This is a genomic window from Neorhizobium sp. DAR64860/K0K1, assembly GCF_050500205.1.
In the GTDB taxonomy this organism is placed as follows: domain Bacteria; phylum Pseudomonadota; class Alphaproteobacteria; order Rhizobiales; family Rhizobiaceae; genus Neorhizobium; species Neorhizobium soli.
Genome location: NZ_CP191458.1, coordinates 454459 through 479593 on the forward strand (window position 1 = coordinate 454459; position 25135 = coordinate 479593).

Here is a 25135-nt window from a genome sequence, read left to right on the forward strand (position 1 = left end):
CGCATGAAACCGAACCTCCACGTAAGCGCTTTCGTTGCGGGGACCTAGAACGACGCCTTCAGCTGGCCGCCGATGCTCCATACAGGATCGGCGTCTTCGCGAAACGTTGCTGCGGCAGAGGTGTTGACCTGCCATTTTTCGGTAACCATCCACCCGATGCGTCCGCCAAGCGCCGCATAATTCTGGTCCTCTGTGCTGCCCTTGACATCGCCGACCCAGTCGACGGAGGCTTCTACGCCCTTCTTGTCTGCGGACGTGCGTCCTACACCCAGTAAAAGCGTCAGGTCGAACCGCTCATCGAGCTTGCGGCTCCAAGCTAATTCGGCGCCGAGACTGTCAGTGATCGTTGAGCCGGATCCCATCCTGGCGGCGAAGAGATTGTCGGTCTTGTCTTCCCCATAGCCATCGAGGTCGAGCCAGGATCGAGCGAAACGGGTCGACAGCGCCAGTTCGTTGGTATCGTCGGGCGCGTAGATGACACCAACCCGAGCGTAGGACGCAAACAACGATCCAGATGTCGCACCCCCGGTCTGGATCATCTCATCGATGTTCATGTAGCTTCGGGTGAGCGACGCGGAAACATCGGGCGATCCCCATGCGCCAGCCTCCCCGAAAGCACGCCATGTTGCCGGCGCAGTCGTGTATCGGATACCTCCGGCAAAGAGCGCAAGGTCGTCCGAGAGAGCGTCCGACGCGCTCGCGCTGACGCGTGTTGCGCCCCCAAGCAGGCTGAAGCCGCTGCCAGCTTCCCAGCGAGCGTTAAAGCCCGCCGCCGCGTCACTGTTGCCCGAGAGAGAGACATAGCTTCCGCTGTCGAAGCGCTCGGATTGGCCTAACAGCGTTAGTGCGGTTTGAGAAAGATCGAGTGCAATGGACTGCCGCTGATGTGCAATCTGGTTCATCGAGTCCACCACGGAGCGGGTTGTGGTGAAGCCGAGGCGAGCGAAATCGATGGTATCGAGGAACAGGATTGCGTCCTGGGCCTCATCGTCCAAGGGCCCGGCGGATGTGAGGAGCACTGTAAGGTCGAGTGTGCTCGATCCCGAGACCCCGACCTTGCCACCAACCGCGACGTCGGCATCCACTGGGCCGGACGCCTCGTATTTCAGTATCTCCATCCGATCCTTGAGAGCTTGAATGGACACGGCCTGCCCTTCCGACGTCGAAACAAAGCCGCGATAGTCCATCGCATAAACTGAGTGACCATCCGGCTGTGTCACCGGTACGCTGAGCGAGCAGCGTGTCGTGGCGCGGCGGATACCGGAGGCACCGCCCGCTGTCGCCGAAAAATCGTCGAACAGATAACTGGTCGCGTTGCCGTCGGGTGATCGGACGCGCGAGTATGTCCCTTCAGCGCATCCGTCTGCTGCGAGCACCAGATCTGGAACAGAGAAATTGACCACAGCAAGCAGCGGGAGGAAACGGCGGATACGCATGACAAAATATTCCCGGCATCGGGGGGGCAGCGACCGTGCTGCCCCGGATTTTCCTTTTTAGCGGCAGTCGCGCCACTGAAGTTGGTAGACGATCGCTGCCTTCACGTCCTGCGTATCAACTGTCGCCATGGCCTCCTGCTTGCGCGTGGTATTGACGCGGATGCTGGAATTGGTGCGCAGGTTTACGTCCTCGCCGCACGCCGACCAGATCAGTGATTCCGCAACGAGCTTGTTTGAAATCAGATAATCCTTCTCGACCGGGCCGTTGAACGTTTTTGTGAATGCCGGACCACTTCTGCCCGCGAAGAAGTACTCCACATTGAACTGCGAGCGCGCGCCGCGTGGGAGCTGGTTAAACCCGCGGTAATCGATCGCGAGGACCGAAACACTGCGACCCTGCGGGACATGGACCGGTATGGCAACGTTGCAGGTCTTGCGGTCCAGGGATTTGCCGGTATCACCGCCGGCTTCAACAATGTAGTTGTCGAACAGCAGGCTGAGAGCCTTTCCATCAGGGCTGATGGTCGCCGATACGCTGTCAGAAGGGCAACCACTTCCGCCATAGCCTGGTGTGCCAAGCGAGATATCGTCTGCTTGGGCGGCCGAGGCCATAAGGAGAGATGCGAGCAAGAGACCTGCGGTTTTCATGGGGTTCCTCAAATTTTGTCGAACGTGGCGTTCGGTAGCGGCATGACGCGAGTGAGCTGAACTTCTCCTGAGTGGGACATTCATGTCGGAGTCATTCGCCTGATGCCAAATGTCAGTAGGAGAGTTAAAAGATTTTTAACTAAAAGTGGCGGTGAAGGTACTTTTCGTAGGTCTAATTAAGGCAATCCAATCACTTTGCGCGAGAAACCGGATCCATCGAAGCAAAAAGCACTGACCGAGGAGATTCAGATGTTCAGGATTGGCACAACTTTGCGTCTTTCAGCTCTGGCGGTCAGCCTCGGCATTGGCCTGTCGAGTTGCGCTGCGACGGCACCATCCATCCGTTCCAGTGAAGCCGGACCATCTCAATCCTCGCGGGCTGCCGAACACCGGCGCGCGCAGAGGCAAAAAGCGATTGATGGCGGTTATCAGCGGCTTTATCGTCCTAAAGGATGCCGCTCCTCGACGGCATCATGCGATGGATTTCATCGAATGTCGTTCAAGCTGTCCACACCGGGCACGGCGACGACATAGAATTCACACCGAGCGACGCCCGATGGTGATCGTCTCTACCGCTCAAGCCCGCCGTCACATTTGAACAACCAGCCGGATCACTTCGCCCCGGTGCAAGCGGTCGAAACCTTCGTTGATCTCGTCGAGCGGGATCTCGCCGCTGAGAAGCTTGTTCACCGGCAGGCGCCCGGACTTGTAGAGAGCAACGTAGCGCGGAATGTCGCGGACGGGGACGCAGGTGCCGATATAGCTGCCCTTCAGCGTTCGCTCCTCGGCGACGAGACTGACGATGTTGAGGGGAAGCGTCGCGGTGGGTGCCGGCAGTCCGGCTGTCACCGTCGTCCCGCCGCGCCGTGTCATCCTGTAGGCGCTCTCCAGCGCCTTTTCGGAACCGGCAAACTCGAAAGCGAAATCGGCGCCGCCATTGGTGAGCTGCCGAACCTTATCGACCGCGTCCGCATCGCGGGCATTGAATGTCGCCGTGGCGCCCAGATCGCGGGCGATGCTCAGCTTCTCATCCGAGAGGTCGACGGCGATGACCTGCGCCGCACCCGCCGAAATAGCTCCCAGCAGAGCAGCAAGCCCGACCCCGCCGAGGCCGATGATCACCGTGGTCTGGCCTGCCTGGACCTTCGCCGTATTCACCACCGCGCCGACGCCGGTCAGGACCGCGCAGCCGAAGAGCGCTGCTTCGTTGAACGGCAGGTCCTTGTCGATCTTGACGATCGAGCGGCGCGACACGACCGCGTGTTCGGCAAAAGCCGAGCAACCGATGTGATGATGGACCGGCTCGCCATGCGATTTCAGCCGAATGCTGCCTGTCAGTAGTGTGCCCTTGCCGTTTGCTGCAGCACCCGGTTCGCAGAGCGCCGGTCTTCCTTCCGCACAGGGAAGGCAGTGGCCGCAGCTTGGCACGAAGGCAAGCACGACGTGATCGCCGACCTCAAGATCGTCGACACCTTCACCCAGCTCCACCACTTCGCCCGCGGCCTCGTGACCGATTGCCATCGGCAGCGGTCGCGGCCGGCTTCCGTTGATCACCGAGAGATCCGAGTGGCAGAGCCCTGCGGCACGAATGCGCACAAGCACCTCTCCCTGCCCCGGCGGATCGAGATCCAGCTCGGCGATTTCAAGCGGCTTGCTCTCCGCATAAGGCATGCTCGCGCCTGTCTGGCGAAGCGTTGCGGCTCGGATCTTCATGTCATACCTCTCTGGAATCTGGAATGCGGCGCGTGAAAACTAGCATTGTCTGCACCGCATGCGAAAACTTCCGCCGTCGGTTTCGATCTGCGTGGCGTGCGGCGCCAGGAAATGCCCCGTCATCAGCATAGTCTCGGTGTCGGCGATATCGCCCAGCAATGCTGCCCGCGTAAGCGCGGACTGGGCCTGATTTTCGCAGCCCATGCAACTCAGTTGCGGATATTTGAGCTGGATCGGGTGATGGATGATATCGCCTAAAAACACGCATTCGCGGCCATTGGAATGCAGCCATATCGCGACATGGCCAGGCGTGTGGCCCGGCGCCGGTTTGAACGTGAGGCAGCCATCCAGTTCATACCCATCGTCGACCAGCACGACCTGACCGGTCTCCACGACGGGCAGAACGCTGTCGCTATAGGCTGCAAGATGATGGCCGCCGGGATCGGAGCCGTATTTCTCGGCCCAGTAATCGTACTCTGTGCGGCCAAAGATGTACTTGGCATTCGGGAAGGTCGGAACCCAGCGTCCGTCGATCAGCCTTGTGTTCCAGCCGACATGATCGGCGTGGAGATGGGTGCAACAGACATAATCGATGTCCTCGGGCTCAACGCCTGTTGCGCGAAGACGCTCGAGAAACGGGGTCGAAAGGTTGGACCACTGGGTGCGAGCGTGCCGTTCCTTGTCGTTGCCGACGCAGGTATCGATCAGGATCTTGTGCCGGCCGGTGTCGACCAGCCAGGCATGGATGCTGAGCCTGATCCGATCGCTATCGGCATCGTAGAAAGCCGGTGCAAGCCAGGAACGCTCGCGCTCGAGGATCTCGTCCGTAACGAGAGGGAAGAACGTCTTCATCCGGAACGATGTATCTTCCAGCTCCCAGATGGCCGAAACGGTGATGTCTCCAATGGCAAAACGGGTCATGAAATTCTCCGAAGTTCGGGCCTGCTCACGCGCTCGCGACAACTGCCTGTTGCCGGACCGGCGGCCAACCGGAATCAGTCGATGTCGCAAGCCGGTTCAGCAACTGTTTCAGCACCCAGACCTCGTTTTCGTCGAGAAGCGCAAGGCAGTCGGCTTCGGCAGCCTTCAGCATGGCGACGATCTCCATCATCGCCTTGCGTCCCGCGCCCGTCAGATGCGCACGCCGTGGGGCTGTCCCGTCGATCTCGATCAACCCTTCGGCCTCGAGCTTTGCCATCGTCTCGTCGGTAATCTCGTCTCCGCGCGAGCGACCGATCTCGCTGATGGTGTCGAGTGTCCTGCCATCCTCATGGCCGAGCAGCGTCAGCACGGCATAGTCCGCGCCGCTCCATCCGCGCCGCCGGCGTTCGACCACCGCGTCGTTGCGGATTTGATAGAAGACCCGTGAGATCTGGTAGATGAAATCATCGGGCGAAAGACTGCTTTCCGTTTTCTCAAACGAGGTGTTTTCGCCCGCGTGGCGAATGAGCCGGCCGTATTGCCCGCCATGGAAGACCAGCGGCGGTGTGCTCGAATGCTCGAACCCGGTGATCTCGCCCACGAAAATGATATGGTCCCCGCCTTCATACTGATGGGCGGTCCGGCATTCGAAACGGGCAGCGCAGTCTTTGAGCAGCGGAATGTCGCCGTCTCCCCTCTCCACGGTCAGCCCCTCGAACTTGTCTTCCTTCTTGCTGGCGAAAAGACCGGAGATGTCGCTCTGTTCGGCTGACAGGATGTGAACTGCGAAATGGCCCGCCTGCCGGAAATCGTCGAAGCTCGAGGATGTCCTGGCAAGGCTCCAGAGGATCATCGGCGGATCGAGCGACACCGAACTGAAGCTGTTTGCTGTGCGTCCGATATCCTGCCCGTCCGCGGATCGGGTGGTGACGACGGTCACGCCGGTCGCGAAGGATCCAAGCGCGTTACGCAGAATGCGGGGGTCGTTGGACATGGTGATTGCTCCCTGTCTTATTGATGGTGATAAATGGTCTTTGCGGATGATGCCGGTTGGGGCAGCGAGCCGCTCTGTTCGTCCTCGAGATCGGCACCGGCCGCCTCGCGCAACGGAATGATCGTTACGACCGACAGGCAGGCGGCGGCGATGATGTAGCAGGCAAGCGGTATCCAGCTCCCTGACCAGGCCCAGAGCGCGGCTGCGATCATCGGCGTCGGTCCGCTCCAGAGCACGGTTGCGAACTGATAGGCGACAGACACGCCGCTATAGCGGACCGACGCCCCATACTGCTCGGCGAAAAGGCTGGGCTGGGTGGATTGCGTCGTGGCCTGCCCGAAGATGATGGACAGGGTCATCGCAGCGGTGATCCAGAATACGCTCGCCGTATCCATGAGAAGAAAGAACGGCACGATGAAGAGGCCGTTGAAGATCATGCCCCCCATGAACACCCGCTTGCGGCCGATCCGGTCGGAAAGTCCGGCAAACAGGGGCTGGGCGATAAAGCAGAAAACGGCTGCGATCATCAGCGAATTGAGCGCCGTCGCCCGGTCGATGCCGACGACCGTCGTCAGATAGACCAGCGAATACACCGCCACGATATAGAAACTGGTGTTTTCCGCGGCCTGACAGGCGACCAGAAGCGCTGTCTTCTTTCCATGCTTGCCAAGCACGTCCACGATCGGCAGGCGCTGGCGTTCGCCACCGGATTTCAGCTTCTGGAAGCTTGGCGATTCCGCAAGGCGTCTGCGGAGGAAGATGCCGAAGACGAGAAGGATGCCACTGAACAGGAAGGGCAAGCGCCATCCCCAGGCCATGAACTGCTCGGGCGTCGTCAATCCGCCGACAAGCGCCATCACGCCGGACGAAAGAAGAAGGGCCGCCGGAATGCCCATCTGCGGCCAGCTGCCGAAAAAGCCGCGCGTCTTGTTCGGCGCGTGTTCGACGACCATCAGGGTCGCTCCACCCCATTCGCCGCCAACCGCAAAGCCCTGCAGGAAGCGAAGCACGGTAAGCAGGATCGGCGCCCCGACGCCGAGGACGGCATAGGTCGGGATAAGACCGATCAGAAATGTGATTCCGCCCATCATGGTGAGGCTGAGGATCAGCATCGCCTTGCGGCCGATCCGGTCACCGAAATGGCCGAACACGATGCCTCCGAGAGGCCGGGCAATGAACCCGATGGCGAAGGTCGCGAAGGCTGCGATCATACCTGTGACCGGGTCGAATTCCGGAAAGAACAGTTTGTTGAAGACGAGTGCCGTGGCGGTACCGAAGATGAAGAAATCGTACCATTCCAGGGTCGATCCGATAAAGCTCGCCAGTGCGACCTTGCGGATGTCGGATGTTTGCGTGGCCATGAAGCTCCTCCCCGAGCTGTTATTGGCAATCGCATGGGTCTCCCTCAAGCCTCCAGCGGAAGACCCATGCGCAGGTCGTGGTTAGTTTTCGAGCGGAATATCGACATCCAGCAGGGGGGCGTGCTGCTGCGCACCGTAGACGTCGGTATCGCCGATATCGCCGGCGGGAATCGCTCGCGGGAACGTCGCCTTGAAAGCGGCGGCGGTATCGTAGGGCGTAAACAGCACGTCTTCTTCCTTGACGCCGTAGAGCCTGGAGAAAAGGGCCGCATTGAGCGTTCCCGTCGCCTTCACGCGGCGGTAGAGGTCGTGATCCTCGAACAGGACGTCGATCGTGACGTTGAAAGGACCGGCATTCTTGCTCTTGCAGATCTGGGCGATGTCTCTGATGAGGGCCATGTCACACCTTCTCGTATTCGATGGGGAACAGGGCGCAGGGATCGCTGACTTCGACCGTATGGAAGATGCTGAAGCGATACATCGGGCCCATGTCGATATCCGATGGACTGAACGGGAACGCCATGTTGCCTTCCTTGCACAGACGTCCGGGGAAATCCGCATGCAGCATCGAGGTGCGCGCCATGGCGATGACCGCATTGGCGACATCCGCCGTCTTGGCGACAACCTCGATCACGAAGCCGAGTTCGTGGCTGGTGATCTGCTTGACCGGCTCCCAGCCGCCCATGACGCCGTCCTTGCCGTAGCAATGGATGATCATCCGGTAATCGTCGCGCGGAACGCCGAAGGATTCGGCCTTCACGGCAACCTTCTCGCGGTGGGTGGCGAGATAGTCGTCGATCTGCGAGATCAGGATCGGATCGCGCGTGCCGCAGATCGCGATGGACCGGTAACCGGCCATCTCGACGCCTTCGAGCTTGATCGTGTAGCGGTCGGCCGGTGTCCAGGTCATGCCGTCGATCTTGACGGCGCGGTCGCTGATCGCCTCGAACCGGCAATCGGTCGTGTCCAGCAGACCGCCGGGCTCGACATGGTGGATCGGGCTCGAATTCTCATGCAGCGCGAAATTCGCCACGGCCAACGGCGTCGAGCGCCGGATCGGGTTCGGCGGCTCGCAGACGACATGGTCGTCGCGAACGCGAAGGAAGATGCAGTCCGGCTCCTTGGGCACGGTCGGCTCGGCGCCGCATTCCAGCATCTTGCCCGCATACCACGACGGTGCAGGCGCCATGCCGGCCCGGATGGCGGGTGCCGCCCACTGCGCCGGATCGCTGCTTCGACCGGCAAGAATGACCTGCGCACCTTCGTCGAGGGCCTTCGCAAACGGCTCCGGCCCCATCATGCCGACGACGCGGGTAGAGTTGTCGATCATCTGCCGGTCGAGCGGCTTCATCTTTGCAAGCGGTTTCGTGAGGCCTTTTTCGGCCCAGCCGGCAAGGTCGCCCTTGCTTTGCTCGGAATGGATCAGCGCCATCTTGAACGACAGCCCCTCCTCCCGCGCAATTTCCCGCACAAGTGCTGCCGTATCCTGCAGATGCGGCTCGCCCCCTGCCCCACCGGACGTGCCGATGATGCAGGGAATACCGGCCGCAATGCTGGCCTGCAGCATCAGCCGCAGGTCACGCTTGACCGAAAGGCGCGAGCAGAAGGACGTTCCGGCACCGAGATAGTAGGGCCCCGGATCGGTACTGCCGCCATCACAACCGATGACATGGGGCTCCCAGGACATTCCGATCTTGAGCGATTCCTCGGCATAACCGTAGCCGAGGATGCCGCTCGTCGAGAGCATTCTGAATTCTTTCATCACTCTTCTCCGACTGCTCGCTTATTCCGCCGCCTGGCGCTGGGCGGGATGAACCGGCATGGGAATGCCCAGGTTTTCGCGCAGCGTCGTGCCGGCATAGTCCTTCTGATAGACGCCGCGACGCTGGAGCTCCGGCACCACGTAGCGGACGAAGTCCTCGTAGGCGCCCGGTGTATGGGTGGCCGCCAGCACGAAACCGTCACAGGCTTCTGATGTGAACCATTCTTCCATCTGGTCGGCGACCATGGTCGGCGTCCCGCAGAAGATCGGAAACTCGCCGATCGTGCCGCGGCCCGAATAGTGCACGAAGTCACGCACGGTCGGATTGGGTTTGCCGCTCAGGGAGATGACGCGCTCCTTGAAGCCCGACCATGACAGCTTCTTCAGCTCCTCGTCGGTGAATTCGCTGTCCATCGGCTTGCTGGCGAAATCGAAGTTGAGCGCTTCCGACAACAGCACGACGGCATCGATCGGCTTGGCGAGCGCACGGATGTACTCGCGCTTCTCCTCGGCAATTTCCTGGCTCTCGCCGACGCAGACGTAGCAGGCCGGGCAGATCGCCACATCGTCGGGATTGCGACCGGCGGCAGCGACCTCCTGTTTGACAGCGGCATATTGTTTCTGCCCTGCCTCAAGCGTCGGGTAGACAACGAAGATCAGATCGCCCCACTTGCCCGCGAACTCGCGACCGCGGCCGCTCTGGCCTGCCTGGATCAACACCGGGCGCCCCTGCGCTGACGGCGGCACCGGCAGCGGACCCTTCGAGCTGAAATACTTGCCCTTGTGATCGAGCCGATGGACCTTCTTCGGATCGGCGAACTGGCCGGTCCCCTTGTCGACGATCAGCGCATCGGGCTCCCAGCTGTTCCAAAGCCCTGTCACCACGTCCAGGAATTCGTCGGCCCGCTCGTAGCGCAGGTCATGCGCAAGATGCTCGACGCGGCCGAAGTTGGCCGCCTCGGAATTGTTGAGCGAGGTCACGACGTTCCACGCAGCACGACCCTTGGTCATCAGGTCGAGCGTTGCGAACAGACGTGCCACATGAAAGGGCTCGTAATAGGTGGTCGAATAGGTAATGCCGAGGCCGATATGGCTGGTTGCCATGCCGATCGCCGTGATGATCGAGACCGGATCCATCTTGACGACGCGAACACCGTTCTCGACCGCTTCCTGGTGATCGTCACCGTAGATGTCGGGCATGGCCAGACGGTCGTCGAAAAAGGCGAGATGGAACTTGCCGTCCTCGAGGATGCGTCCGATGCGCTGGAAATATTCGGCGGACAGAAAATCGGTGGCGCCGGCAGGATGCCGCCATGAGCCGGGCGCAATCGAGCAGTTCTGCGCCTGCAGGAAGCCCACCATTTTCATCTGGCGTTTTGAAGTAGACATCGTTCCTCCCGTGTCATCGTCAATCGCAAATATGTGCGCAAACGTTTGCGCACTCCGATCCAATCGCTTTCTGGAGGAGATGTCAAGTTGGGAGCGAATATTTTGTCATGCAGCCCCTCTTTTTCGCATCGGTGCGGATGCGGAGTGACGCGACAGGGCGCAGCTGTTTTGTTATGAATCGGTATGAACTCAACACTGCCGCCTTCCACACCGCGCCGAGCGACGGTCGTCACCCTGTCAGCACTGGCAGGAGTCGCGCCATCGACGGTGACCCGCGCGCTCAAAGGCGACACGCGGATTTCCCAAAAAATGCGGGACCTGATCATCGGGCTTGCGAAAGAACACGGCTACATGCCGAACGTTCTGGCGCGCACCCTGTCTTCGGGAAAGAGCGGTCTGTACGGACTTGTCCTCGGACCGGCTGAAAACCCGTTCTATACGGAGCTGTTGCACGAAGCGACACGACAAGCGGAGAAGCTCGGCTTTCGCCTCCTCATCATTCATGCCGGCGGCGGGCCTATCGAGGACACCACTGCGCAAGCGCTGATTCAGTACCAGGTCGATGGCTGCATCATCTCGTCGGCCATATTGTCTTCAAAGGCCGCCGACATCTGCGCCCAGAACAACGTCCCGCTCGTGATGGTCAACCGCGTCGCACTTTCGCACGGATGCTTCGTCACCTGCGACAATCGTGCTGGCGGTGCTGAGATGGCGAAACTTCTGATGTTGCGAGGATGCCGTCGTTTCGGACTGATCTACACCTCCTCCACCAGTTCGACGTCTCGCGAACGCGAGGAAGGATTTGTCGCCGAACTGGAACAGGCCGGTCTGGCACTCTCGCTTCGAATCGACGGCCACTCCAATTACGACGGCGGTTTCGAGGCCGGTCGCGAGATCGCGGCGATCCCCTCGGCGGAGCGCCCGGATGCGATCTTCGCGTTGAGCGACATCATGGCCATGGGCGTCCTCGACGCACTGCGCCTGGCGTCGATCGATGTGCCCGGCGACATCCTGGTTGCAGGCTTCGATGGCGTTGCGGCGTCCGCCCGGCCGATCTACGACCTCACGACAATCCAGCAGCCCCTGCCCCTGATGATCCAGCGCGCCTTTGAACTGCTGCGGGCGCGCACGGTCGATCCGAGCCTGCCGGACGAACTGATCGCCATGCGCGGCAAGCTGATTGTTCGCGGCTCCACCGGCAGGGCATGAAAAAGGGCGCTAAAAGCGCCCTTCCTCGATCCAAAATCCGTGCAGCCTATCCCCCCGCTTTCGGAATATACATCACGATTGCCGGGAAGAAGTAGATGGCAAGCACGGCGAACAGCATGATGACGACGTATGGCAGAGCCCCGTACATCACCTCCTTCAAACTCGATTTCGCCACCGACTGGATCACGAAGAGGTTCATACCCACCGGCGGCGTAATCAGCGCGATCTCGATCATCAGCACGAAGTAGATGCCGAACCAGATTGGATCGATTCCGTGGACGCCGAGCGACGGGAGAAGCACCGGAAGCACGATCAAGATCATCGCGATACCCTCCAGGAACAGGCCGAGCAGGAGCAACACCGCTGTGACCGCCAGCATGAACATGCCAGCCGTCTCGATATTAACGGCGATCCACTGGGAGATTTCGTAGGGAATGCGGTAAAGCATGATCGCCTTGCCGAATACGTTTGCCCCCGCAATGATCAGCAGCAGGTTCGCCGTGGTAAGACCCGCGCCGAACACCGCCCCCCGAAAATCTGCAAAAGACACGCCCCGGCGTATGCCGAACACGTAGATCAGGGTCATGACGAGGCCCACAGCTGCCGACTCCGTCGGCGTGAAGACGCCTGCATAGATCCCGACGATCATCGTCAGCGCAATGACCATGGTCGGCAGGGCGCGAAGGCTTGCAGCCATCCGACCACCCGAACCGGATTCACCTTTTTCCGCCTTCGGTGCCGCGCCCATGAACGACTTGACGATGCAGTAGATCAGGAACAGCACGATCAAGAACAGCCCGGGCCCGACGCCGGCAAGGAACATCGAGGCGGTCGACTGCTCCGCGACCGCCGAATAGATGATCAGCGGAATGGACGGCGGGATGAGAATGCCAAGCGTTGCGCCAGCAGCGAGCGTTCCCATGACAAAGCGACGATCGTAGCCGCGCTTGGTCATCTCGGGAATTGCCACGGTGCCGATCATGGCCGCAACGGCCACGGAAGAGCCCGAGATCGCGGCAAAGATGCCGCAGGAGATGATCGTTGCGATCGCGACACCGCCGCGCACGCCGCCGACCCATCGCTGCACCGCATCGAACAGGTCTTTCGCGACCCCCGCCTTCAGTAGGATATTCGACGTCAAAAGAAACACCGGCACCGCCAGCAGGATGAAATTGTTGACCGAGCCGAGGAATTCCATCGACACGCTGGCGAGCGGGACGTCCTTCATCAGGAGAAGAACGATACCCGTCGTCGAAAGCGCGATACCGACCGGTATGCCCGCAAACAGAAAGACGAAGAGCGCGACTAGTACGATAACGCTTTCCATATCAGATCTCCTCGTGCGCGAGTTCGAGCTTGCGTCGCTGCCCCGTCGCAACAAGCAGGATCAGTTCCAGCGCAGCCTGGACGAAGAAAAGAAAGAACCCGATCGCGACCGGCAGGTAGAAGAGCCAATAGGGGATGCGCAGGACACTCGCCGTAGCGCGGCCGACTGTCGCCGCGTCGATTGCGGCAACAAGCGCCTCGAAGGAGACGACGGCACAGGCGAGCGCAATGATCGCAAAGCTTATGCCTTCTAGAACGACCTTGGCGCGTTCGCCGACCGCATCGGAGAAAAGCGTGATCGAGATCAACTGCCGGCGCCCCATGCAGGCTGGAAACAGCAGGAATGTTGCCCAGACCATGCCGAGACGTGAGGTCTCCTCGACCCAGTCCGTCGGACTGTTGAAGAAGTATCGCGATGCCACTTCATAGGCGACGATGATACCGATGAAGAGGTAGATCCATGAACTGTATTCACCGATCCTCATGATGGTCGACTCGATTGTGCCGACCCATTTCTTTTCTTGCGGGGGCATGGTGCCGTTCCTCCCAGACGTTCGCGTCTGACCCTCTCAGACGCTGCGCGAATGCGCGTTTCGCCGCGACGGTGGCATTGCGCCCCGCCCTTGTTTTTGGTGTCGTGCTTTTACATTGTGCCGACTCTGTGCAAGGCGGCGCGGCTAGCCAATTGCCGCTACTGAAGCTTTTGCGCTTCGTCGAAAACAGATTTCGCAAGGTCGTTTCCGTTGTCGTAGAACGACTTTGCGACAGGTGCCGTTTCCTCTTTCCACCGGACGATTTCATCCGGCGTGAGATCGATGATCTCCATCTTCTTCGCGAGAACCTCGCGCGTATGCTTGGTGGCATCGAAGATGCGATCCATGAGCACCGTCTCGAGTTTCGCGGCCTCCTCCTGGAAGATCGCACGAAGTTCGGTCGGCATCTTTTCGAGCGCTTTTTCGCTCATCAGGGCGAAATGCGTCTCATACATGTGGTCCGTGGCGATGACGTAGCGCGAAACCTCGAAAAGGCGGCGTTCCTCGACCGACGGCCATCCCGTCAGCCCGCCATCGACGATACCGCGCTGAAGCGCCAGGAACTGTTCGCTACCGCTGGTGACGACCGGAGCGGCTCCCACGGCCTCGACGAATTCGCTGACGGTAGAGCCGAACGTTCTGATCTTCAGGTTGCGCATATCCGCAGGGACATGAACTTCCTTGTCGCGGGTGATCATCGTGATGAAGCCATAAGGGATCCAGAACATCGCGCGCGACCCGGTCTGGTTGATCCTCTTGTCGAGTATGGTCCTGATCGGGGTTCCGGGCAGCACAGCGCGATCAAGCTTTTCGCGCGTATCGAAAAAGAATGGCACGGCGAACACGTTGAGAGCGGGCACGGTGCCGGCAAGGATGGATGCAGAGGCAATGCCGATATCGATCGTGCCGTTTGCAACCGCCTCGTCCATGTGCTGGTCGCTGACGAGGGAACCCGAGTCATAGAATTCGAAGGTAATTTCGCCGTTGGTCCGCTTCGACACGTTGTCTGCGAACTCCTTGATGACGTTGGTGAGGTAGTGATTGTGCGGAACGCTGGTGGCGACGCGAAGGGCCCGCTCGGCGGCGAAACCCTGTCCCGTTCCCATCACAAGAGCTGCCAGAACGACAGCAAGTGTCTTGAGCTTCATCTTATCCCTCCCGGTCAAAGCTTGCATCCGGTGACTCAGCCGCGACCTCCTAATCGCCGCTGCAGATGCGCAAACGTGTGCACTACCTTTCGCAAATTTGCCCGTCCCGTCAAGTTTTTTTCTGCCGACGCCTGAAATATCCTTCTTCCCTGGTCGTGCAGGATCGTCTTCAGGCACTGCCGCGCACGATCAATTTGCCAGGCAGGATGCTGGTCGTCGTCTCGTCGAGTGGAACGGTATTGCTGGCCTGTATCAGGCCCACGACCTCGGAGATCATGCGGGTAATCGGCTGCCGGATCGTCGTCAGACGATAGGATCTCCAACCGGCCATGGGAATGTCGTCAAATCCAACGATCGAAAGATCCTCAGGTGCGGACAGTCCAAGTTCGCGGGCAGCATCTATGGCGGCGAGCGCCATGATGTCGTTGCAGCAGAACAGCGCATCCGGACGGTTTTTTGCTGTCAGCAGTGATAGCACTGCGCCGTAGCTGCCTCGGTAGGTGAACTCCCCGTTTCCCTCGGCAAGCACGGAATGCCCGCTCTCGCGTAATGCTTCGGAAAAGCCTTCCGCCCGGTCACGGTGGGTAGACGTGTTGGAGATCCCGCCGATGAAGCCTATCCGTCGGCGCCCCCTGCCGAGCAGAAACAGTGCCGCATCACGACCGCCTGCGTGATTGTCGCACGCGACCGCATTTACGCGGACATTGCGCTGGATCCGGTTGAGCAGCACCACCCGGATGCCATGCTGCCGGCAGGCGTTGGCCATTCCAGACGTCAGGCTTGCGGAGGTCACGACAAGTGCGCTGGGGCGAGCTGCAAGGATCTGCGGCGTCAGCCGGTCCATGTCCGCCTGCGGCGGGATGGCATAGACGAGCAATTGTCTCCCGACCGCCTGCAGTGCTTTTGCGAGCGTGTCGAGAACGAGTGGATAGAACGGGTTGGCGAGATCGCCGGCCACCAATGTCACTGTACCGGCGGAGATCACCTCGGCAGTACGGCGCGCCGGACTGCTATAACCCAACTGCGCTGCGACCTGAAGGATACGCTGTCTTTTCAACGGATCGATGGACGATCCCGGCGAAAACGCGCGTGATACCGCGGCGATGGAAACGCCCGCCTCATGAGCGACCTGCTTGGCTGTCGGCTTCAAAACAGACTCCATGAAATTTTTTCACGCAATGATGAAAACTTGCATTCAACGTCGCTAGCACATTACGCTCGATGTCAAAAGGGAGGTGAGACATGTCAATTCGCTATATGAAACAGGGGAAGGCGGCCGCCGAACGCGCCGAGGATGACGCCAAAGTCAGGACGCTTGTCGAAGCGACGCTCAAGGACATCGAAACCCGAGGCGACGCCGCAGTACGCGACCTGTCGGCGAAATTCGACAACTTCTCTCCGGCCTCGTTTAGACTGACCACGTCCGAGATCGAGGCGGCAATCAACAAGGTGTCGGCTCGCGACATGGACGACATCAGGTTTGCCCAGACTCAGATCCGCAAATTTGCCGAAGCCCAAAGAGCGTCGATGACCGATATCGAAATCGAGACAATGCCGGGGGTCTTCCTCGGCCACCGCAATATTCCGGTCCAGTCGGTCGGTTGCTATGTTCCAGGCGGCAAGTACCCGATGGTCGCGTCGGCGCATATGTCTGTCCTCACGGCCTCGGTGGCGGGAGTTCCCCGCATCGCAGCAGCGGCTCCGGCCCAAAAAGGCGAACCCCACCCCGCCATCGTCGCTGCAATGCATCTCGGCGGGGCCCATGAAATTTATGTCCTCGGCGGCATTCAGGCGATCGGCGCGATGGCGCTCGGGACCGAGACCATTCGCCCCGTCGACATGCTTGTCGGCCCCGGCAACGCGTTTGTTGCGGAAGCAAAGCGCCAGCTCTACGGGCGCGTCGGAATAGATCTCTTTGCCGGCCCGACCGAAACGATGGTCATTGCGGACGAGACTGTGGACGCGGAAATGTGCGCCACAGATCTTCTGGGGCAAGCCGAACATGGCTACAATTCCCCGGCGGTTCTCGTGACCAATTCGGAGACGCTGGCGAAAGCGACGATCGCTGAAATCGATCGAATTCTCGGAATCCTGCCAACTGCCGAAACCGCTTCCGTATCCTGGCGCGAGTACGGCGAGATCATCGTCTGCGACACCTACGAGGAGATTCTCAACGTCGCCAACGAGATCGCCTCCGAGCACGTGCAGGTTATGACAGACCGGGACGACTGGTTTCTCGAAAACATGCATTCCTACGGTGCGCTCTTCCTCGGCCCACGCACCAACGTTGCCAATGGCGACAAGGTCATCGGCACCAACCATACTTTGCCGACGAAAAAGGCGGGGCGTTATACCGGCGGTCTCTGGGTCGGCAAGTTTCTCAAGACCCATTCCTACCAGCGCGTCACAACGGACCAAGCGGCGGCTGAGATCGGCGCCTATTGCTCGAGGCTGAGCATGCTCGAGGGTTTCGTCGGCCATGCCGAACAGGCGAACTTACGGGTGAGACGCTATGGCAACCGCGACGTCGCCTATGGCGAAGCAGCCGAATGAGCGGCCTTTTCAATCTTGCCGGAAAGCGGGCGCTCGTCACCGGCGCCAGCCGTGGCATTGGACGCGCGGTCGCCGAAGGCCTTGCCGAGGCGGGTGCCGAAGTAACGCTTTGCGCGCGCTCGCGGACGGAGATCGAGGAGGCCTGCGCTTTGATGTCTACCCGCGGCTGGAGGGCGCGGCCGCTTGTGTGCGATGTCACCGACATTGCCGGCTTCCGCCAGCATGTCGAGGCGCAAGCGCCGTTCGATATCTTTGTCAACAATGCCGGCACCAATCGCCCCAAGCCGCTGACCGAGGTCACTGAAGACGACTACGATGCCGTCTTCGGCCTGAACACGAAGGCTGCAATTTTTGCAGCCCAGGCCGTGACGGCCGTGATGCTGAGGCACGGTAGGCGGGGCACCGTCATCAACATGTCCTCGCAGATGGGCCATGTCGGCGCGGCCAACAGGACGCTCTATTGCGGCTCGAAGTTTGCGATTGAAGGTTTTACCAAGGCGTTGGCGGTCGAACTTGGACCTGCCGGCATCCGCATCAATACCCTTTGCCCCACCTTTATCGAGACACCGATGACCGCCTCGTATTTCGAGGATGAGGAGTTTCGCCGCGAGACGCTGTCCAAGATCAAGCTAGGTCGCCTGGGGCAGCCGGCAGACGTCGTCGGCGCCGCCATTTTCCTTGCCTCCGACGCGTCGTCCCTGATGACCGGCTCGGCGTTGATGATCGACGGCGGCTGGACGGCGGACTAGTCCGCCACCGCCTGCTTCGCCCGGACGATCCGCATCAGCATTTCATCGCGCCAGGAGCGTCTGGCATCGAGATCGTGCTCTGCAAGCAGTTCGCGACGCTCCGAATCCGCCCGTGTCACCGCATCCGGCTCCCAGCTTCGGTCTGCCTTGCGCTGATCGGCAAATCCGGCATACATCGGCCCGAGCCGTTCGGCATAATCTGCAAGCCCCTTTGGCGCGTTGAGATCGATGGTCTCGAACGGTCCCATGAACGACCAGCGCAACCCAAGCCCGTCGCGCACAGTGCGATCGATGTCTTCGGCCGTAGCATAGCCTTCCGCAAACAGTGCAAACGCTTCGTCCAGCAGGGCGCCCTGCAACCTGTTCAGCACGAAGCCGGGAATTTCGCGCGACAGCGACACGGCTGACTGCCCCACATCCTCCATCAGGCGCCGGACACGGCTCGCTGCCTGTGGCGCAGTCCAGGGCGTCGGGACGATTTCGACCAGCGGCACGAGATGCGGAGGATTGACGGGATGCACCACCATCAACCGCTCCCGGTTGCCACACTCCTCATAGAACGCCGACCCGGGAAATCCTGAGGTGGAACTGCCGACGATGGCATGGGCGGGAAGCACCGCATCGATCGCAAGACTGACCTCGCGCTTCACATCGATCCGCTCGAACGCCGACTCCTGTACGTAGTCGCAGCCCGACACAGCCTCGCTGAGGCTCCGCGCAAAACGGATGCGCGACAGGACCAAAGGCACGTCGCCGCAAAGCCCCCCGGCGGCAAGATCGCCGACGGCCTTGTCGATCTGCGCGCCGATGACACTCTCGGCGTTTTCGCGGGCATCATAAACGGTGACGTCCATGCCGGCCCGCGCGAAGACAATCGCCCAGCCCTGCCCCACCAGACCTGCGCCGACGATGGCAACGTTCCTGATCGCATTCATGTCCTGGATCTCCCCTTGTGAGCTGCAGTCAAATGCAGCGCCTCCACGCTGGCTGTGTGAGCAAGCAGCAAGGCAGCCAGAGGGTCAATCGTCGATCATGCCAGTGAAAATCTTTCACGAAAGAAGGTGTCCCACCGTCGTCGTATCGGCTTTTGGCAGTGGACGAGGCAGGCGGTTGCTCCCGGACTGATATCCCGAAGCAGCGTCACCGCCCGGGGGTTACTTCATTCCAGAAACGAACTTTTCCGAAGGCATTTCTGCAATCTCGGTGCTAGTGCGTCCTCGACGGCGAAGAGCCTGTCTCGCCGTAAATAGAGAAATCCTTGGACAGCCCACCTCATGCAGAGATGCGATGCCGGAGGACCGCTCCGACGAATTCGCTAGCGTGACGCCGAACAGCATTGAAAGCCTTCCAACCACGCGAGGAATTCGGACGGTTGTGTCAGTGCGCTGAAAGGACAGTGGCCGACATCGCGGTTTGCCTTCGCGGCGATGGTTCCCCGATGGAAAGCCAACAGAAGTTGCTCCTTATCGACTCCAAGGTTTCCATCTTGTTCTTCGCGGACTGAGAAGTCATCGAAGACACTTTTGCATCGCGTAGCGAGCATGAGTCCATGCCTCCCATTGTTAAGTTGGAGGTCAAACTAGTCATCGGGCCTGAATGGTGACTGAATAGCAGCTCCCGCAGTTTCACACGACCAGAAGTTCCAAGAGCGCGCGACCACTGTGTTGGACGCAGTTTGTGTGGCGGTAATTTCCGATTGGAAGCCCGCCAAACGGCGTCGGGCCGCCCGTGAATGGTTGATGGGTGTTGTCCAGGCAAAGGCTGGTAGGCAGTTCGCGCATGCCAGTTAACCCAGCGGATTTGTCCGGAGAATGCCTCGCGGCAAGGCTTACTCCGTGACCCTCTTCGCACTCGTTAATTGGAGGATGCCTGAGGAAGTCGTGCCGCTGTTTCGCCATTTAACGCAGACGTAACCACCTTACTTACCCGTGCTTTAATAGCCTCTGTTTTACCATCACGTAAAATAAGAGATGACGGTTGCGGGATGAAGATACAGTTTCAGAGTCAGTGGTTTCTACGATGGTGCCTGCCGGCTCTCGTTTCTTTGGTCGTCTGTGGTCTGCTTTTACTGAGTTTGAGTTGGGCGGCTGCTACAAGCGATGAGGTGGCCGCGGCAAGGCAGCGCGATCTCATGAAACTTGCGGTCGCGAAACTGACGGCTGGCATTGCGCATGACCAGGAAAGCGCAACTGTCTGGGACGACGCCGTGAGGCATGCAACCAGTGGCGACCTGAAATGGATCGAGACGAACCTCGGTTCATGGATGCACAGCTATTTTGGGCATGATGGCGCCTTGGTCCTTCGACCGGACCTCTCTGTGCAATATCTGTTTTCATCGGAGACAGACTATTCCCCTACCCCAGATGATCTCCGCAACGCCTACTTGCCGCTCGCTAAAAAGCTTCAGGCGCGTCTACTTGCCGAAGATACCGAGGGTATCAGCGAACGGACGCTTTCGATTGGCGAAGCTGATCTGAGCTATGTCGGATTTCGACCTGCAATTGTCAGCATAAAGCCAATCGTTTCAGACACCGGTGATCTGGAACAGACGCCGGGCGAGGAAATGCTGCATGTGAGCATACGCTTTCTCGACGGCGATCTTCCTCTGGCCATCGGTACCGAATATGAGTTCGCCAAACTGGAGTTCACCTCCAAGCGACCTCGGGAACGGAATGTTGCGTACGTACCCTTGGTCGCACGAGACGGGCAAGTCTTCGGATACTTCCGTTGGAACCCATTCCAACCCGGACAATATGTATTCGAAGCCACTGCCCCAGCCCTTTTTATCGCGTTTATCGCACTTTTCGCTGGGACCAGTTTTTCTGGAGGTGCAATCTGGCGCCGCTCCGAGCGGCTGGCTGCGAGCCGCGCAGAACTGAAACATCAAGCCTCCCACGATGCCCTGACCGGGCTTGCAAACCGCGCTTACTTCAACGAGCAACTCAATCGTCAACTATCGAACGGACACGCCGACGCCCTCCACTGTGTGTTGTTCGTTGATCTTGATCGCTTCAAGGCTGTCAACGATACGTTCGGTCACCCGGTTGGCGACAAGCTGATCTGCTTGGCAGCAAACCGGATGCGCGATCTCCTGCCGCAATCTCTTTTGGCGCGGGTGGGAGGCGACGAATTCACCATTCTGCTGGGAGAAAATGATGCCAGGAATGCTGAAGATCTCGCATCGAAAATTGTGCAGTCACTGCGGGCACCGTTCGAAATCGGAACGACGCATGTCGTCATTGGCGCAAGCGTCGGAGCAGCTCTAGCAACCGGCCCATGTGACCCCATCGAACTGACGCGCCAGGCTGATATCGCGCTTTATCATGCCAAAGCAGCCGGCAGGAATACCCATGCGGTGTTTGGTGAACATATGGACGAACTGCTACGCAGGCGCAGGGTGTTGGAAAGTGATCTCCGTTTTGCAGTCGAGACCAGGACCCAGCTCGAGACTTTTTATCAACCAGTCTTCAATGCGACCGACGGAAGCATTTGTTCTCTCGAAGCGCTTGCTCGGTGGAAGCACCCGACGATGGGCTACATAAGTCCCGACCAGTTCATTCCTCTGGCGGAGGACATCGGGTTGATCAACGACATCGGCGCCCTTGTGCTGGACGATGCATGCAGGACTCTTGCTGATCTTCCCGGCATCTCTATTGCGATCAACGCTTCGCCGCTTGAGCTTGGTTCTCCCGGCTACAGTCTGCGGGTTTTGACGACCCTCGCAAACATGAACGTAAGCCCCGAGAGGCTTGAGATCGAGATGACCGAAACTGCAACTGCGGATAACACGATCGACCTGAAGCGAACCATAGCCATGCTGCGAAAAGCAGGCGTCCGGTTTGCCATAGACGACTTTGGAACCGGGTATTCTTCATTCTCGCGCGTGCAGAATATCGAGGTGGATCGCATCAAAATCGATAGGTCGTTTATCGGCGAAATGCACCAAAGCGGCAGCAGGGCCGTTGTTGTTGCGATGATTGGCATGGCCAGAGCGAAAGGGCTGAAGATAACGGCTGAAGGCGTTGAGACAATCGAGCAGCGTGCCGAACTTGAACGGCTTGGATGCGACGATCTTCAGGGCTTTCTGATGTCGCGACCTCTTCCTCGCCAGGACGTTGCAGCATACGTCTCCCGGATGGCTCGAACCTGAAGGGGACAGGTTACGCTGGGGCTTTGCATTCTGATGCCATGCCCCGGCAGGAAGACCCCACGCGCAGACTTAAACGCATGCGTCCACCGCTGCGTCATAGTAACGGAACTTGCTTGGCGTCGTTTCGGACGCGCTTACGGCCATCACGCGTTTAGCAGTACCGCGCTGCTGCTGCGTTGTCATTTGAGCGTGTAGGGACTGCGCGCCAGTTCCCCCTGGCCGAAGACAACGGCATCCATTATCTGAAGATATCGGTCAACGCGCTGTCGGCGCCAAGGAAACGACCCATGTCTGATCTCAGCTTTATCTGGCCGCTGTCCGGCGGCCTTCTGATTGGCCTTTCCGCCGCGATCTACCTGCTGCTGAACGGTCGGATAGCCGGAATTTCCGGTCTGGCCGCATCTGCTGTCGGATGGACAGGCAGTGGAATCAGTCCGCTCGGGGTCGGTTTTCTGGTTGGCATACTCGGTGGAGCTGCCGCCGCCTTTACCTTGTTACGGCACGCAGAGTTCGCGATCACCGCCTCGTCTCCCCTTCTTGTGGTAGGCGGGCTCCTGGTCGGCTTCGGGACGCGGCTTGGTTCCGGCTGCACCAGCGGCCACGGTGTTTGCGGACTGGCACGCCTATCGCCCCGGTCCATCGTCGCGACGGCAACGTTCATGATCGTGGCGGCAGCAACCGTCTTCATTACCCGACATTTGATGGGAGTGGCATGATGACCCAGCGCATTCTCGTCTCCATCGCCTGCGGAATTCTGTTCGGCATTGGCCTTGTCGTGTCCGACATGGTCAATCCTGCCCGTGTTCTGGCGTTCCTCGATGTGACCGGTAACTGGGATCCGTCGCTTGCTTTCGTGATGGGCGGGGCACTGATCCCGTCATCAATTGCCTATGCGATCCGGCGTCGTTGCCGCAAACCGGTCTTCGAAACCCAGTTCCATGTGCCGACGAGCCGCACGATCGACCGTCCGCTTGTCGCAGGCGCTGCACTGTTTGGTCTCGGCTGGGGCCTCGTCGGTCTATGCCCGGGTCCCGCAATCGCCTCTCTCGTTACAGGCCGCTGGGAAGCAGCACTGTTCGTCGCGGCCATGCTTGCCGGTATGTTTGTCCATCGCATGGTGTCGTCCCGACAGACTGTGGCAGCGCGGTCCTGATGGGACGGAGAGGGTAACTTCCGCAACCTCGATGGCATTCGAACCACCATCCCATGAACCATTGAAGGCAGTATAAGGGGTTCTTTACTCCCGCATTGTCGAGCATAGCATTTACCAGAAGTCAGTTTAGCTTCGCCCTCTCGTCCGGCCCGCGGCGCGGCCTTTTCCCGCCCACTCCGACAACACAATTATCATGCTCCAGAGACTGACGAGATCTCAGTTAAGCAGTCATTAACCATCTTCAGACGTATATTAGAATTGCTTGAAATGCTTCGGCTTGGAAAGTAGTCGAGCGGCGGTGGTTTGTCTTTGCAGGTCCGTCTGGACCTGCGGGCTTGGGGGATACGATGAGCATGCTTTCCCGTGTTGTCCGGACGGCGATATTTGTGCCGCTCGCCTTCAGCGTTGCGTCTTGCGCGCAGACGCAGACGCGGGCGCGGACGACATCGGTCGACAGTATCGCGACCGCATCAGTCCCGAGCTCTCGGCCCGCAGTGAAGGACCGGAACACGAATTTGACCATGCAGGCGGCCGTCCGGCGGGCGGTCGACTATCAGCCATCGATCATGCAGGCGGCGGGCGAACTCAACCAGCAAGGCGCGGCGATCCGGGATGCACGATCGGGATATTTTCCGTCGATCGGGGGCGGGATCGATGTCGGCAGGCGCAGCGCTTTCGGGAACGGTTTTCAGCCGGCCGCCACCGTGACGGCGTCGCAGATGATCTACGACTTCGGGAAAGTCTCCAGTCAGGTCGCCAGTGCCACGGCGACAGAGGAAACCCGGCGCGCCGAGTTCATTGCCGTGGTCGACAACGTGATCAGGGACACCGCGCTTGCGTCCCTCGAAACCCTGAGAAACCGCAGTCTGGCGGTTGTCGCGTCCGATCAGGTGCGCGACACAAAGGAAATACTCGAGCTCGTCAACGCGCGAACGGAACAGGGAGCCAGCACGAGATCGGACAAGCTTCAGGCCGAAGCGCGGGTGCAGATGGCCCAGACCACGGCACTGGAGATCAGGTCTCAGTCGGAGCGCTGGCAGGGCAGCATGGCGTCGCTGTTGGGTATGTCCGGGAAGATCAATCTCGGAGCGAGTATTCCCTCAGACCTCCCCAATGCCTGCTCTGCGAAAGAGCCCGATTGGGATACGGTGCCGAGCGTCCGAGCGGCGGCATCGAAGAAGACGGCCGCCGAGGCCAATCTGCGGTTCAGCAAGGCCGATGTCCTGCCCACCCTGGCGCTTGAAGGCGGTAGCAGCATGGATCTGCTCGGAAATTCACCAGGCAGCCCGGACTATACGATCGGTCTGAAACTGACCGGCAAGCTTTACAACGGCGGCTCTTATAAGGCCCGGAGCGAAGCTGGCCAGTTCGCGGTTCAGTCCGCTGAGGCCGGCATCGCCAATGCCAGGACAGGCGCGCAGCGGAGCTGGATGGAATCGCGCACGCAGCTGTCTGGAATGCGCGCTTTGCTCACGACACTCGCCTCGCGACAGACGCTGATGCGCGAAACCCGAGATCTTTATCAGAGGCAGTTCCTCGACCTGGGAACGCGGACTCTCCTCGATGTCTTGAATGCCGATCAGGAGCTACATGCCGCACGTTTCGACGCAATCAACATCCAGTTCGATGTCCATAAGCTGAATATCGAGTGTGCCTCCGCAGCGGGGCGCTTGCGGGACATCTTCAAGCTCGAAAAGAAGCCGGGCACGGCCGCGACCGTCCTGAACGGCGGCGCCTCCAGGTCGGAGACGCCAATCGAAATGGCGGTCACGATGCCTGCGCGACAAGCACTGCCGATAGAGGCAGGACCAGCTGCCGCAGAGAATGCCGAACGCGGAGCAGACGTTGAGACCGAGCTAAGCGAGGCGCTTGCCGTTTCGCTTCAAGCCTCCAGTATCGGCGCGGACGTTAAGGACAAGCGAAACCGGTTCGAAGAGCTTGCTTTGCGCGGCGCTCTCTAGCCCGCAGGGGTCAAATTCGGTTCTATCCGCCTTTCATAAACGCAAATACGCTGACCGGCATTAACACTGCATCAACCGTCCGATGCGAGAATTAGTTATCGCTAATTGATAACGTTCTAAAATTGAGCA

At 59.8% G+C, this 25135-nt stretch carries 22 protein-coding genes; 8 read left to right on the top strand and 14 right to left on the bottom strand.

Annotated elements, in window-relative coordinates; genetic code table 11:
• Window positions 1-44 precede the first annotated feature (44 nt).
• Together ACQY1J_RS02015 and ACQY1J_RS02020 are read right to left on the bottom strand one after the other, a co-directional pair.
• Window positions 45-1436, bottom strand: a complete 1392-nt coding sequence (locus ACQY1J_RS02015) for a DUF4360 domain-containing protein (protein ID WP_113469222.1) — start codon at window positions 1434-1436, stop codon at window positions 45-47.
• A 57-nt stretch (window positions 1437-1493) separates the two neighbouring features.
• A complete protein-coding gene (locus ACQY1J_RS02020; RefSeq protein WP_062577828.1) occupies window positions 1494-2084 on the bottom strand; it encodes a DUF4360 domain-containing protein in 591 nt (196 codons plus the stop codon).
• 249 nt (window positions 2085-2333) lie between these two features.
• Between ACQY1J_RS02020 and ACQY1J_RS02025 the strand changes: the two genes are divergently transcribed.
• On the top strand, window positions 2334-2618 hold the full coding sequence (locus ACQY1J_RS02025; RefSeq protein ID WP_430249924.1) for a hypothetical protein: 285 nt from the start codon (window positions 2334-2336) through the stop codon (window positions 2616-2618).
• 54 nt (window positions 2619-2672) lie between these two features.
• Here ACQY1J_RS02025 and ACQY1J_RS02030 read toward each other — a convergent pair whose 3' ends face one another.
• The 7 genes from ACQY1J_RS02030 to ACQY1J_RS02060 all read right to left on the bottom strand — a co-directional run bounded on the left by ACQY1J_RS02030 (window position 2673) and on the right by ACQY1J_RS02060 (window position 10224).
• Window positions 2673-3797 carry a zinc-dependent alcohol dehydrogenase family protein gene (locus ACQY1J_RS02030; protein ID WP_113111592.1) on the bottom strand — a complete coding sequence of 375 codons (1125 nt, stop codon included), beginning with the start codon at window positions 3795-3797 and terminating at the stop codon, window positions 2673-2675.
• Between the two features lie 39 nt (window positions 3798-3836).
• Window positions 3837-4718 carry an MBL fold metallo-hydrolase gene (locus ACQY1J_RS02035; protein WP_430249926.1) on the bottom strand — a complete coding sequence of 294 codons (882 nt, stop codon included), beginning with the start codon at window positions 4716-4718 and terminating at the stop codon, window positions 3837-3839.
• Window positions 4719-4743: 25 nt separating this feature from the next.
• Entirely contained in the window at window positions 4744-5712 is a 969-nt protein-coding gene (locus ACQY1J_RS02040) for a flavin reductase (RefSeq protein ID WP_092662867.1), read from the bottom strand.
• Window positions 5713-5729: 17 nt separating this feature from the next.
• Entirely contained in the window at window positions 5730-7073 is a 1344-nt protein-coding gene (locus tag ACQY1J_RS02045) for an MFS transporter (protein WP_430249928.1), read from the bottom strand.
• An 81-nt stretch (window positions 7074-7154) separates the two neighbouring features.
• A complete protein-coding gene (locus tag ACQY1J_RS02050; protein WP_062459166.1) occupies window positions 7155-7472 on the bottom strand; it encodes a DUF4387 domain-containing protein in 318 nt (105 codons plus the stop codon).
• Between the two features lies 1 nt (window position 7473).
• On the bottom strand, window positions 7474-8835 hold the full coding sequence (locus tag ACQY1J_RS02055) for an acyclic terpene utilization AtuA family protein (RefSeq protein ID WP_430249930.1): 1362 nt from the start codon (window positions 8833-8835) through the stop codon (window positions 7474-7476).
• 21 nt (window positions 8836-8856) lie between these two features.
• A complete protein-coding gene (locus ACQY1J_RS02060) occupies window positions 8857-10224 on the bottom strand; it encodes an LLM class flavin-dependent oxidoreductase (protein WP_430249932.1) in 1368 nt (455 codons plus the stop codon).
• A gap of 183 nt (window positions 10225-10407) precedes the next feature.
• Here ACQY1J_RS02060 and ACQY1J_RS02065 point away from each other — a divergent pair, with 183 nt between their 5' ends.
• The gene (locus tag ACQY1J_RS02065; RefSeq protein WP_082476356.1) at window positions 10408-11433 is read left to right on the top strand and encodes a LacI family DNA-binding transcriptional regulator; all 1026 of its coding nucleotides are present in this window, start codon (window positions 10408-10410) and stop codon (window positions 11431-11433) included.
• 46 nt (window positions 11434-11479) lie between these two features.
• Here ACQY1J_RS02065 and ACQY1J_RS02070 read toward each other — a convergent pair whose 3' ends face one another.
• From ACQY1J_RS02070 to ACQY1J_RS02085, 4 genes are all read right to left on the bottom strand, one after another.
• Window positions 11480-12760, bottom strand: a complete 1281-nt coding sequence (locus ACQY1J_RS02070; protein ID WP_092662859.1) for a TRAP transporter large permease — start codon at window positions 12758-12760, stop codon at window positions 11480-11482.
• Window position 12761: 1 nt separating this feature from the next.
• Window positions 12762-13292, bottom strand: a complete 531-nt coding sequence (locus tag ACQY1J_RS02075; RefSeq protein ID WP_062459152.1) for a TRAP transporter small permease — start codon at window positions 13290-13292, stop codon at window positions 12762-12764.
• 158 nt (window positions 13293-13450) lie between these two features.
• Window positions 13451-14440 carry a TRAP transporter substrate-binding protein gene (locus tag ACQY1J_RS02080; protein ID WP_062459149.1) on the bottom strand — a complete coding sequence of 330 codons (990 nt, stop codon included), beginning with the start codon at window positions 14438-14440 and terminating at the stop codon, window positions 13451-13453.
• Between the two features lie 169 nt (window positions 14441-14609).
• Window positions 14610-15590 (bottom strand): LacI family DNA-binding transcriptional regulator, encoded by a 981-nt coding sequence (locus ACQY1J_RS02085; protein WP_430249934.1) that lies wholly within the window; start codon window positions 15588-15590, stop codon window positions 14610-14612.
• A 92-nt stretch (window positions 15591-15682) separates the two neighbouring features.
• On the opposite strand from ACQY1J_RS02085, the gene hisD reads away from it, so the two are divergent.
• Both hisD and ACQY1J_RS02095 read left to right on the top strand, forming a co-directional pair.
• Window positions 15683-16993, top strand: a complete 1311-nt coding sequence (gene hisD / locus ACQY1J_RS02090; RefSeq protein WP_113166492.1) for a histidinol dehydrogenase — start codon at window positions 15683-15685, stop codon at window positions 16991-16993.
• Complete coding sequence (locus tag ACQY1J_RS02095; protein ID WP_113166491.1) at window positions 16990-17742, top strand: SDR family NAD(P)-dependent oxidoreductase; 753 nt, start codon at window positions 16990-16992, stop codon at window positions 17740-17742. Before hisD ends, ACQY1J_RS02095 begins: the two co-directional genes overlap by 4 nt.
• On the opposite strand, the gene ACQY1J_RS02100 is transcribed toward ACQY1J_RS02095, so the two are convergent.
• Window positions 17739-18677, bottom strand: a complete 939-nt coding sequence (locus tag ACQY1J_RS02100) for a 3-hydroxyacyl-CoA dehydrogenase (protein ID WP_430249936.1) — start codon at window positions 18675-18677, stop codon at window positions 17739-17741. The genes ACQY1J_RS02095 and ACQY1J_RS02100 overlap by 4 nt on opposite strands.
• A gap of 1196 nt (window positions 18678-19873) precedes the next feature.
• On the opposite strand from ACQY1J_RS02100, the gene ACQY1J_RS02105 reads away from it, so the two are divergent.
• The 4 genes from ACQY1J_RS02105 (at window position 19874) to ACQY1J_RS02120 (ending at window position 25006) form a co-directional block, all read left to right on the top strand.
• The gene (locus tag ACQY1J_RS02105; RefSeq protein ID WP_430249938.1) at window positions 19874-21892 is read left to right on the top strand and encodes a bifunctional diguanylate cyclase/phosphodiesterase; all 2019 of its coding nucleotides are present in this window, start codon (window positions 19874-19876) and stop codon (window positions 21890-21892) included.
• A 287-nt stretch (window positions 21893-22179) separates the two neighbouring features.
• Window positions 22180-22608: a YeeE/YedE family protein gene (locus ACQY1J_RS02110; RefSeq protein ID WP_430249940.1), complete on the top strand. Its 429-nt coding sequence runs from the start codon at window positions 22180-22182 to the stop codon at window positions 22606-22608.
• Window positions 22608-23045 carry a YeeE/YedE family protein gene (locus tag ACQY1J_RS02115; RefSeq protein ID WP_174197540.1) on the top strand — a complete coding sequence of 146 codons (438 nt, stop codon included), beginning with the start codon at window positions 22608-22610 and terminating at the stop codon, window positions 23043-23045. The genes ACQY1J_RS02110 and ACQY1J_RS02115 overlap by 1 nt, the downstream gene beginning before the upstream one ends.
• 347 nt (window positions 23046-23392) lie before the next feature.
• A complete protein-coding gene (locus tag ACQY1J_RS02120) occupies window positions 23393-25006 on the top strand; it encodes a TolC family protein (protein ID WP_430249942.1) in 1614 nt (537 codons plus the stop codon).
• The last annotated feature ends 129 nt before the right edge of the window (window positions 25007-25135 follow it).